The sequence below is a fragment of the Rheinheimera mesophila genome, from assembly GCF_000986865.1.
Taxonomy (GTDB): Bacteria; Pseudomonadota; Gammaproteobacteria; order Enterobacterales; family Alteromonadaceae; genus Pararheinheimera; species Pararheinheimera mesophila.
The window spans coordinates 63,121-74,232 of sequence record NZ_LAVS01000011.1 but is presented as its reverse complement, the minus strand read 5'-3'; the positions used below and the strand labels follow the sequence as shown (position 1 = coordinate 74,232).

10 protein-coding genes are annotated in these 11,112 nt (G+C 48.7%); 4 read left to right on the top strand and 6 right to left on the bottom strand.

The window, feature by feature from the left end; translation table 11 throughout:
* Positions 1-114 precede the first annotated feature (114 nt).
* The 5 genes from SD53_RS06565 to SD53_RS06545 all read right to left on the bottom strand — a co-directional run bounded on the left by SD53_RS06565 (position 115) and on the right by SD53_RS06545 (position 5,534).
* Positions 115-663, bottom strand: coding sequence for a DUF6942 family protein (locus tag SD53_RS06565; RefSeq protein ID WP_046519434.1), 549 nt, complete (start codon positions 661-663; stop codon positions 115-117).
* A 122-nt stretch (positions 664-785) separates the two neighbouring features.
* Positions 786-2,387 carry an amidohydrolase family protein gene (locus SD53_RS06560; RefSeq protein WP_046519433.1) on the bottom strand — a complete coding sequence of 534 codons (1,602 nt, stop codon included), beginning with the start codon at positions 2,385-2,387 and terminating at the stop codon, positions 786-788.
* 58 nt (positions 2,388-2,445) lie between these two features.
* Entirely contained in the window at positions 2,446-3,693 is a 1,248-nt protein-coding gene (locus tag SD53_RS06555) for a sensor histidine kinase (RefSeq protein WP_046519432.1), read from the bottom strand.
* Positions 3,686-4,399 (bottom strand): response regulator transcription factor, encoded by a 714-nt coding sequence (locus tag SD53_RS06550; protein WP_046519431.1) that lies wholly within the window; start codon positions 4,397-4,399, stop codon positions 3,686-3,688. The genes SD53_RS06555 and SD53_RS06550 overlap by 8 nt, the downstream gene beginning before the upstream one ends.
* A 1-nt stretch (position 4,400) precedes the next feature.
* Positions 4,401-5,534 (bottom strand): type 1 glutamine amidotransferase domain-containing protein, encoded by a 1,134-nt coding sequence (locus SD53_RS06545; RefSeq protein WP_046519430.1) that lies wholly within the window; start codon positions 5,532-5,534, stop codon positions 4,401-4,403.
* A 214-nt stretch (positions 5,535-5,748) separates the two neighbouring features.
* On the opposite strand from SD53_RS06545, the gene SD53_RS06540 reads away from it, so the two are divergent.
* Both SD53_RS06540 and SD53_RS06535 read left to right on the top strand, forming a co-directional pair.
* Complete coding sequence (locus SD53_RS06540; protein WP_046519429.1) at positions 5,749-6,567, top strand: hypothetical protein; 819 nt, start codon at positions 5,749-5,751, stop codon at positions 6,565-6,567.
* A gap of 246 nt (positions 6,568-6,813) precedes the next feature.
* Entirely contained in the window at positions 6,814-8,355 is a 1,542-nt protein-coding gene (locus SD53_RS06535) for an alpha-N-arabinofuranosidase (RefSeq protein WP_046519428.1), read from the top strand.
* A 63-nt stretch (positions 8,356-8,418) separates the two neighbouring features.
* Here SD53_RS06535 and SD53_RS06530 read toward each other — a convergent pair whose 3' ends face one another.
* Entirely contained in the window at positions 8,419-8,916 is a 498-nt protein-coding gene (locus SD53_RS06530; RefSeq protein WP_046519427.1) for a DUF1993 family protein, read from the bottom strand.
* A gap of 404 nt (positions 8,917-9,320) precedes the next feature.
* On the opposite strand from SD53_RS06530, the gene SD53_RS06525 reads away from it, so the two are divergent.
* Both SD53_RS06525 and SD53_RS06520 read left to right on the top strand, forming a co-directional pair.
* Positions 9,321-9,719 (top strand): BlaI/MecI/CopY family transcriptional regulator, encoded by a 399-nt coding sequence (locus SD53_RS06525; RefSeq protein ID WP_046519426.1) that lies wholly within the window; start codon positions 9,321-9,323, stop codon positions 9,717-9,719.
* A gap of 1 nt (position 9,720) precedes the next feature.
* Entirely contained in the window at positions 9,721-11,103 is a 1,383-nt protein-coding gene (locus SD53_RS06520; protein ID WP_046519425.1) for a M23/M56 family metallopeptidase, read from the top strand.
* Positions 11,104-11,112 lie beyond the last annotated feature (9 nt).

The window sequence follows — 11,112 nt, the reverse complement described above, 5'->3', positions numbered from 1 at the left end:
TTGTCAGTAAAACATCAGGTTCAGGTATAAAACGATGGCTGGCCAGCTCAACACCAGCTAGTGCAATTACTGGCACTGCGGCCAAGCTAAACAAAAAATGTCGTCTGTTCATGGCTACTCCTGCAGTTTGCGGTTGATCAGGCTTTTGAGCAGTTGAACACTAAACTCTATCTTCTCATTACTCAACTGTCGGTAATCAAAATAAGGCGTCACCAGCACTTTGTTGGTTGGATCTATCGCAAACTCCTGATTCAGCCAATGTAGCTGACAAGCTAACCCCTGCTCCATCAGTTGTTTCGCATGAGTGCGACCAGCTATTAAATGAATAGTGTTCCCGGCAGGCTTTAGCTGTGGCATATCAAATAACAGAGCTGTGTCTGAAGCTTGTTGCAGTAAACACTGATCACGATACTGCTGCCAGCTAACTGCCTGAGTCGGGAAGTGAAATAGCTTTGGCTCCAGAGCACAGAGCAATTTGGCGTAGACATTAAACAACTTGCGCCAACCATTGCCACAGTGCTGATAAATCAGGTTTATATCGCCCTGTTGCATAGCTTCGCAGTCAACTAGCTGCTGATACTGTGGCATTTTGGGTCTGTTTTCCACATAAACCCTAAAGCTGGCGTTTTGATCCCCAAGTCCAATCACGTTTTGCTGTCTCATCCGCTAAAAACTGCCGTTATGGTAAAGGATTTTTATCCATCAACCCACAGCCAATCTGCAGGAGCTGTGGCGGCGAGAGCGCGCAGCCAACAAAGCTGCGGCTGCAAGTACGACGGGTATTCTCAGTCGGCGAATTGCTGGCGCACCGGCGCGCTCATCAAAGCATTCCACAGCAAATGCAGGTTTAACCTGATGCTATTAGCCTGCTCTTCAGCAAAAGCCTCCAGCTGTTGCAAAGACCTTTTTGGATACCAAAAACCAGCCAGCACCGCAGCTTCGGGCTGACGCATGCTGGCTACATCCAGCAAAGGGTTATGATTTAGTAGTAATAAATCGGCTCTTTTTCCTACAGTCACTGAACCTGTTTCTGCTGCCATGCCCGCAAAAATAGCAGGATTGATAGTGGCGGTTTGGATGGCTTCTAACGGCGTTAAACCTGCCTGCTGATACAGCGCCAGCTCGTCGTGCAAACCAGAGCCTGCAAACACAAAAGAGTCGGGCGTATCTGTGCCTGCCAGAATTTTTACACCGGCTTGCTGCGCTTGTTTTAGTTGCTGCTGTGCTAACTGAAGTAATTCGGCGTGCACATTCAGGCCATTGCTGTCGTAAGCGTTTTTCAACATGCCATCCGCATCACCCTGCCACAATAACTGCAGCAAATAAGGCACAAACTTCAGGCGTTGATCCTGCCGGAACGCTGGTTCTCCGGCTTTGGCACCCAACTGCAGGGTTAATAAAGTGGGGCTCCACCAGGTGTTGGATAACGCCATTTGCTGCATCAGTTTTTGGCATAACTCCGGGTTTTGGCTTTGCAGCAGTTCACGCCATTGTTCTGGTTGAAAACTGCGGCTCAGCGCTTGCTGTTTATAGGTTTTGACCGCATCGGCACATTCAAAAATAAATACCCGGCCATGCTCCACGCTACGCTGGCCTGCGTCTAACATCTGCGAAAAAGGCACCAGCCAGGGTTGATGCCCGGCCAACGCCAGATCAGCCTGTTTGGCTGCAGCCACTAACCACTGGTATTGCTGCAAGCTAAGCTTTTCATAGACTTTAATAAAATCAGTGCCTTGCGCCTTGTAATGCGCCACTAACTCTTTGGCATCCGCAGGCGATTGCAGTTTAAAAAAGGCCGGATAATTCGCTGGCACTTCAGGCCCGCCGTTGAGCTGATAACTGCTATGGAGCCAATAATTTGGGCTGGTTCGCTGGCCTGTGATTAACTCCTGCTGCCAGCGTTTTCTGTCTGAGGTGCAGGCCTGAAAGCTGTCGGGCTGCAGCATACAACCGGATAAATCCCGCACTGCAGTCACACCTGCCGCTACCCAAAGCGGATGATGTAGCTGAGGAGAGAGTTGTAACGAGTGGGTGTGCATATCGCTTAAGCCTGGCATTAAAAAGCGCCCACCTGCGTGCACTTTTAAGCGGCCATCGGCCATTCGTTCAGTGTGAACGGCAGCGCTGCGGTTTACCGCTACCGCTTCTGAAGCGGTAATTTTGCTAATACGGCCCTGATCAATCCACACCGCCTGATGCGGATAAATCTGGCCCGTCGCCACATCAACAATCTGGACATTATCGAGCAGCAAAGGCGCTGTACTCGCTGGGCCCGGTGCTTCTGGCAAGGGCCAGTTCACACAGCCCAGCAGCACCAATAAACCAACCAACACCACAGCAATCACTGTTCCAGTAATTCTTTTTACTAGAGTAAAAAACCGAGACATAGCAGTACTCCGGGACATAGACCATAGCCAGAGTGCCGCAGCAGATGTGAAAAGGGCGTCAAAGTTGTGGCCAGATTAAGCGGACTATCAGTTGTTGTGCCTGGCGTTCCAGTTGTAACTCCAGCCCGGTTTGCTGGCAGAGCCTTTGCACTATACCCAGCCCCAAACCATAGCCACTACTTTGCCGGCCTTTGGCGAATAAGGCCGTTAGCTCTGTCGGCTGATCGTCGTCGTGCACTGGGTTTTGGATCAGCAATTGCTGTGAGTCCGCGCTGATAAAAATAGTCCCGGCGGCACTATGTAAAAAGGCATTTTGCAGTAAATTGGTCAGCACCATCTGCAGCAATACAGGGTTCAGTTGCACCTCTAAATCTGGCGCCACTTGTAGCTCTAATTCAATGCTGTTGCCGTCCAGTAAAGGCGATAAATTCAGCACCAATTGCTCTAATACTCCCGCTAATTTGATGGTTTCGGTCTGGCCCAGATGCTGCTCACGCGACATCGCCAGTAAGGTACTGATCAACTGATTCATTTGTCTGCTGCTGTGCTGAATTTGCTCTAAACGTTGTTGCTGCTCTGCGGGCCACTGCTGGTTAAGCAACAACTCACAGCTAGTTTGGATCACCGCCAGTGGTGTGCGCAGCTCATGACTGGCATCGCGGCTAAAAGCTTGTTCCCGCTCAATAAATGCCTGCACTCTGAGCCAGTTTTGCTCTAAAGCGTCGGCCAACACACCAATTTCATTGGCTGGAAATTTTTGGGCAAACCCAGGGCTAAATTGGTTTTTTTGCACCAGCTCTGCCAGTTGAGTTAAAGGCCGGGTGGCACGACGGGCTAAGGTAAAACCCAAAGCGGCGGCCAGCAGCAACATCACCAAAGTGCTGATGCCATACAGCAACAACATTTCATCGCGGATAGGTCGCACCACCAATTGCTGACTGACCTCGGCCACTAACCAAACCGGCGCTTTCACTGAGGGATGATGAAAAGGCCGGATATGATAATGCCGCCCTTGCTCGCCGCTGTATTCTGTGCGTTGGGTATTGGGTTCGAACTGTTGTTGTAAATCGGCAGGGAAATCTTTGGGGCTTTGGAAAATCTGCATACCCGCAGCTAAAGGCGCAACGATCTGCGACTGCTGTAGCTGACGTTTTTCTTCATCCATTAACTGATGGCGGAAAAACTGGTCTTCCACTGTGTAAACAAAAACTACATTAAAAAAACTGAATAACGCGGCACACAGCAGCGCCAAAATAACACAAGCCCAAATTATACGCTGACCTAAACTACGGGCAGGTTTATGCATCCGCTTGCTCCTGTGGCAATACCAGCTTAAAACCTATGCCATAGACAGTTTGCAGCATAGCGTGGTGAAAAGGCTTATCCAGGTGCTGGCGCAGCAGATAAATATGAGCCCGCAACGCATCAGAGTCTGGTGGTTCATCGCCCCAGAGCTGATAACTCAGGTCAGAGCGGCTGACCAAAGCCGGATAAGCTTCGGCCAGTACCACTAAAATACGATAACCAAGCGGATGTAAATCCAACGCCTGGCCTGAACGGCTGGCTTGTTGTTGCAAGCGGTCTATTTGCAAAGGCCCAAGCTGCAATAACGGATCGACCGTCAGTACATGGCGACGGCTTAAGGCCAGACAACGCACTGCTAATTCTGCCAGTTCAAAAGGCTTGGTCAGGTAATCATCCGCACCGGCTGCAAAGCCCTGCAACTTATCATCCAGACTATCCAAAGCCGTTAACATCAGCACAGGCACGGCTTTGAGCCACAACTGGCGAAGTTGGATACAAAGCTGCCTGCCGTCGGTATCTGGCAACATCAAATCCAGCAGCACTAAATCGTAACTATGCTGTTTCGCCAGTTGCAAAGCCAAAGCACCAGTGGCGGCGTAATCGAGCTGATGCCCTGCGGCTGTTAAGTAATCGATGATATTACAGGCCAGCGCCTGCTGATCTTCCACCAGCAGAATACGCAGGCCGGGCTGAGTTTGGTTTTTCAACTTATGCCTTTACGTTACTCAGCAACTGTTGTGCTGCTTTGGAGTCTGGTTGTTGTTTTAGCACAGCTTTTGCCAGTTCAACAGCGCGGGCTGTATTACCCAACTGCAATTGGCCTTGCGCCAAGGCCATTAAAAACTGCGGATCAGTAAAGCGGCCACTGACGTGCTCCATCACCTGTACCGCTTGCTGACGCTCAGAGTCTGCTGTGGCAAATTGCAGGTAGTAATAACCCCAAATGGCCAGCAGCGGAATATCCACCTGTTGTTCATCCAGTGGCTGCGGCACTGGCTGGCCTGCCAGAAACTGCTGAATGAGGCTGACCGCCCGTTCATCCGGATAAGCCTGACGAGGTGCTGCTTGCAGTTTTAACTGAGCTAAAATCGCATCGACCACAGCCGGAGTTGAATAGGGGTTTTGGCCTGTAATCAGCTTGCCATCCTGCACAGTCAACGGCAGCATAGGGCCGGTGTGTTGATACAAAGCACCTGCTGTAGTTAAGGCATCCTGCAATAAAAACGGATACAACTGCAGCATTTCTTTGGCAAACATAGTCTCTTCCAGATTGCTAAAACCTGCGACTTTTTTGCCTTGCAATAATAATGACCCGTCGGCATTTTTGACATGCAGTAAAGCGGCAGGACCATGGCAAACCGCAGCTATGATTTTCTGCTGCGCCGCCATATCAGTAAGCAGTTGCTGCAAAGGCTGATGATCCGCCAAATCAAACATAGCGCCTTTGCCACCCAGCACCAGTACAGCCTGATAGTCCTGAGCTTTGATTTCACTAAGCTTTTTGCTATTGGTCAGCAAAGTCATAGCCTCAGCGCTGGCCAACACAGCAGCGTTATAAGGCTTGGTTTTGTTGTATTCACCCACTTCTACATTGCCGCCTTTAGGGCTGGCCAATTCCAGCTCAACCTTCGGGCTGAGTAAATGATAGGCCATGGCATATTCATCAAACTCCATACCAGGCTTGTTCGGATCATCAGCCACACCATAACTGCTGGCGACTAATAATACTTTTGGTTTAACTGCAGACTCTGCGGCCTGCGCCACACCAAACAGCGATAACGTAGCCAGCAGCACAAGACCGACTTTTTTCATGCCAGCTTTTGTTAAGAAAGTTAGGGTCATCTTTTGTTACTCCATCGTCAGGGTCCAGCCGCAGAGTGACAAAACAAAAGTGAAAAGGATGTGAAAATTAACAACTTCTTCTGTGTGCCAGCCTAAATTTTCCATCAACACTAGCATTCTCCATAAACGGGACTAGCATTGATTCATCTTTGATCCAGACAATACAAAGAAAAAATTACAGCAGTCCTCTACAGCAGATAAAGGAGCTCCACTTATGCATCGTAATCAACTTATTGTTTTATGTGTTTTGTTACTCACCTGTGGTTGTAGCCAGATCGCCTCCTATTACACTGCGGATCCTGTACTTAGTCAGACTGGTGGTGCAAAAACCTATATTGTGATTGAAGACGGAGACGCTGTTGTTCAGACCAATTCACCTGATTTCCAGAATACTCTGGCGGCAGCCGTCAACCCACAATTAAAGCAAGCACTGGCTTTCCAATTAATGAGCTTGTCTGACTCTGCCTGTGAAAAACATAAATCATTGATTATTTCTAATGCAAATTCCTGGAATATAGGCACAGGCTCAGTCACCAATGTACTGGCAGGTTTAGGTACAGTAGTTGGTGGGGAAAGTGCCAAGGCCGCATTATCAGCGGGTGCCGCGCTATCAAACTCCAGCCGCTCCCTGGTGAATGAGCAGCTTTATGCTAATGCACTGGCGACCACCATTTTACGTTCTATTGAGCTAAAACGAGCCGAGGCGAAGAAGCTGATTTCTGAAAATCTCAAAAAAGACCAAACTGGTTATACAGCCAGCTCCAGCAGCTATACCACGACGGGTTCGGCGTACTCCCCTTATCAACTGTTGTATGACATAGATTACTACCATCAGCAGTGTTCTTTTATGGTCGGTATGGTTGAGCTGGCAAAAACTCTGGATAATCGCAAACCGACTCAGGCTGAGATCAAAGACAATATAGAATTTTTGAAAACTCAACTAACAGAGTCAGGGCTTACTCCGGCAGATCAAACCAAGCTGAGATCTAAAATTACGGAACTACAGTTAAGTTATGACAGAGCAGCCAAATAAACCAAGGCCGGTGCTATTCCGGCTGGAGTATTGACCACTTTGTCATTCCAACTCCAGCTTACTTTGTTCGGCTTGCGAAAGCAGTCGCCGATAAAAGTTGCGTTATGTTTTTTCACAACACCACTTCATCTTTTTCCTCTGAACAGGTTGAAAGGTTGTTTTGTCCTACAATAGGATGTATAAAAAACCCTCACCACCCAACCGACAGCACAAATCAAACTCCCCACCTCTACATAGGAGAATCCGATGAGAATAATAAAACCATTATTGCTGGCTCTTGGTTTTGGCCTGAGTGCGACTGCTCTGGCAGCTACACAAATTCAACTGGACAGCAGCGTTCAAGGCGCTGTGATCAATAAAAATATCTATGGTCAATTTGCCGAACACCTGGGACGCGGTATTTATGAAGGCCTTTGGGTAGGCCCTGACTCTGACATTGCCAATACCAAAGGCTTTCGGAATGATGTGTTAGCGGCGTTAAAAGAGTTGCGTGTACCGCTCATCCGCTGGCCTGGCGGTTGTTTTGCCGACGAATACCACTGGCGTGATGGTATCGGGCCTCGGGATAAAAGACCGGTAAAAGTAAACACCAACTGGGGTGGTGTCGAGGAAGATAACGCAGTCGGCACCCATGAATTTTTTGATCTGGTGGAACTGCTGGGCGCCGAAGCTTATGTCAACGGCAACCTCGGCACAGGAACACCACAGGAAATGGCCGAATGGCTGGAGTACATGACAGCCGAAGGCAAATCGACACTGGCCGAATTACGCCGTAAAAATGGCCGCGATAAGCCATTTAAAGTGCATTATTTTGCTGTAGGCAATGAAGCCTGGGGCTGTGGCGGCAATATGACGCCCGAGTACTACACCAATTTGTACAAACACTACACCACTTTTCTGAAAACTCCGGCGCACAATACGCCCAAATGGATCGCCAGCGGCGGTCACAGTGAAGATACGTCCTGGGCTGACCACCTGACCGCTCATGTAAAACAAAAAATGGATGCGGTCAGTTTCCACTACTACACCCTGCCCACAGGTCAATGGGATGTAAAAGGTGCGGCGCTGCAATTCCCGGAAAGCGAGTGGATCAGCACCATGCAGCGTACTTTGGCTATGGATACTTTTATCACCAACAATAAAAAGGTGATAGATAAACATGACCCTGAGAAAAAGGTCGGCTTTTATGTGGATGAATGGGGCACCTGGTTCGACGTAGAAAAAGGTGAGAATCCAGGCTTTTTGTATCAGCAAAACAGCTTAAGAGACGCCATAGTGGCGGCACTGAATTTCCATATTTTCCATAAGCATGCTGACCGAGTGCATATGACCAACATCGCCCAGATGGTGAACGTACTTCAGGCCATGATACTGACGGATAAGGAAAAAATGATCCTGACGCCTACCTATCATGCCTATAAAATGTATGTGCCGTTTCAGGATGCCACCGCCTTACCGCTGAAGCTGAGCAATGTGCCTGACTACAAACTGGGTGAGGTTTCAATACCAGCGGTCAGCGCCACAGCAGCCAAGGCTAAAGATGGGTTTGTTTATCTGGCGCTGGTGAATGCCAACCCAAATAAAGCGGAAATGGCAGAAATCAAGTTGGATGGTATTCAGATTAACGGCATATCAGGCCAGTTGCTGACTGCTGAAGCTATGGATACCCACAATACCTTCGCCAAGCCAGAAGCCATTAAACCAACAGCCTTCAGCGCCAAAGCTAAAAATGGCAAACTCAGTCTGGAACTGCCTGCCAAATCTATACTGGTGGTCAAAGTCCAGTAACTCAAAATGGGCAGAACGCATTAGTTATGCATAACTACCGTGTTCTGCCCCCTTTTTTATCTCTCATCGCAGAAAAGAAAAACCTGCCGGATACTGATGCCAGCCATCAAAATCACCTTTGCTTAAAGGCACCTGCTGAGCCCTGGCTATGGCGTACACCATGCCGTAATGAAAATAGAAATTTGGTAGGGCATACAAATACAAAAATTGCTCACCCACCAAGTCCAGCTCGGCAAAACCCGCTTTAGTTTCAATACGTTTTTGCTGCCAGCCACGGAAATCTTTCGCTGTTAATAAGCTTAAGAAATCCAGACTTAATTGAAGTTGCTGCTGCAAATCCAGCCAGACCGGTGTGGGTTTGGTAAAAACCGGTACTTCTTTGTCCGACAAAGGACAACAGGCGCGCAGGGAAAAACCAATAGCCGTCTGTGCCTGCTGCCACAGCGGGAATTGCTCAGAGGTTAAAACCGCATCCAGCAAATCGGCGTCATGCTGCTGGATCTTTTGCAACAACACCGCCATCTGACGCAGTGGATGAATAAACATCTCGTTGGGTAACATAGAGTGCTCCTTGCTCACAACCAAAGATCTTAATGCAGGTTTGTACCTCAGCATAATGCTAAAGCAGGTTTAATACAGCCTATTGATGTTGATGGTATCGACATATCTTAATAACGTGTCGAAAAAATGCGTTTTTTTAAACATGTTTTCTTGATATGTCGATGCTATCGACCTGGTTCGGCTCAGGCGGGAACAGAATTTGAAGATGAATGGTAGGTGTATGGACCCCCTCCCTGAGAGGAATTATGGTGCAGTTGTCACACAAACCAAAGCAGAGTCCATGCATCTACAACACAATCCCAAACAAATATCTCACCTCCGCGACAAATGTCGCAGATTTTACTTGACCTTGGTGTGACATTTGTCGCACTCTAGAGGCATAGTGAAATCACAGACTGAATGTTATGCACCAACCTACTGCCCCTGAGCTGGAAATTCTGAAATTACTTTGGTTAAAACAACCACTGACTGCACGTGAATTACATGACGAGCTGGAGCCTGTATTAGGTTGGGGTTATTCCTCCACCCGTAAAACGCTGGAGCGGATGGGCGAAAAAGGTTTTGTTGCTTGCGAAACTTTGGGTAATAAAAACAGCTACAGGGCGCTACTGGATAAAATGCCAACCCTGGCGGCTTTTGCGCAGGATTTTGCCCGCCGGGTGTTTGAACTGAATGGCCCTTTGCCTGTCGCCATGTTTGCCAACAGCAAACTGGTGAATGCCGATGAAATGGCTGATCTGGAAAAGCTGCTGGCTGAATTAGCGCAGCAGCACAAGGCCCCACTCAAAGATGATGAGGCTTAAGATGGCTGAACAGTTGTTGTTATCCCTGCTGCTCTGTAGTCTTTGGTCTGGCTTACTTTGGTGTTCCAGTCAGTTTTTGCTGAAGAAATTCAGCGCCTTGCAGCAATGGCCTGCTTTGTATTGGTGCTTGCTGGCATTAAGTTTTTTACCTTTGCTGCCTATGCCGGAGCTGTATCAGCACTGGACTGTGCCTTCGGTGTTGCTACTTGATACGGTAACCTCTGTGCAGGCGTTAACAGCTCAGCCCCAGCATCCGTCTTTAACAGAACCACCTGTTGATACAGCTTTTTATTGGCGTCTGGCTTTGGCTTTGATTGCCATTATCAGCCTGTTATCGCTGTGGCGTATAGTGAGGCAATGGCAGCAGGTGCAGCGGCTGATCCGGTTGTCCGAACCTTTAAACAAAGCTGCGCTGCTGAACAAAACCCAACTGGAACTTGTACCTGCAGAGTTTGAAATTCGCCAGACTCAGGCCGCTATTTCGCCTTTTATTGCAGGCTGGAGCCATATGGTTTTAGTTTTGCCCACTTACATCGCCGGGATGTCAGAGCAGCAGCGCCAGTTACTGATCGCGCATGAACTGGTGCATCTGCAACGACGTGACCCACAACAGTTGCTGCTGTTGCGTATTCTGGTGGCTTTATGCTGGTTTAACCCAGTACTGCGGCTGCTGGAACAGGCTTTTATTCGCAGTATGGAACTAGCGGTGGACAAAGCCGTACTGCAACAGCAGCCGGAGCAGGCGCTGTTGTATGGCCAAACCTTGCTTTGCAGTTTAAAGCAGAGTCAGGCCGAGCAAATGCCAGCGCTGATGCCGGGTTTTATTCAAAGCAATGCCAGCCAAAGTTTTTACCAACAGCGTTTGCAGCAGTTGTTTCAGCCAGTGCCAGTGTTGTCCTTCTGGCAAAAATGGCGCGCTACATCCCTGTTATGCAGCACAGCTTTAGTGCTGAATGTGGGCTGCGCTCAGCTTAGCTTCAGCTCACCGCCACAAGAATGGGTGTTGCCCGTTGGCAAGGTGCCTATCAACTCTTTTTATGGTGAAAAACACCCCTTTCGCAAAAACCGCCCGCATCAGGGGCTGGATTTTGGTGCTAAACGCGGCGCTACGGTCAAAGCCGCGCAAAAAGGCAAAGTGCTGATAGCGGACGCCAAAAGCCTGAATAGCAGATACGGCAAAGCAGTGTTGATTGACCATGGTCATGGTTATCAAACCCTGTATGCCCATCTGGATGGTTTTTATGTCGAAGCAGGTCAGACTGTTGAACCAGGTCAGCCTATAGGCAAAGTGGGTTCGACAGGCCGTGTCACAGGACCCCATTTGCATTTTGAATTGTTGATCGACGGTAAACAGCAAGACCCGGCCCCTTATTTAAAGTTGTAAAGGCAAGCG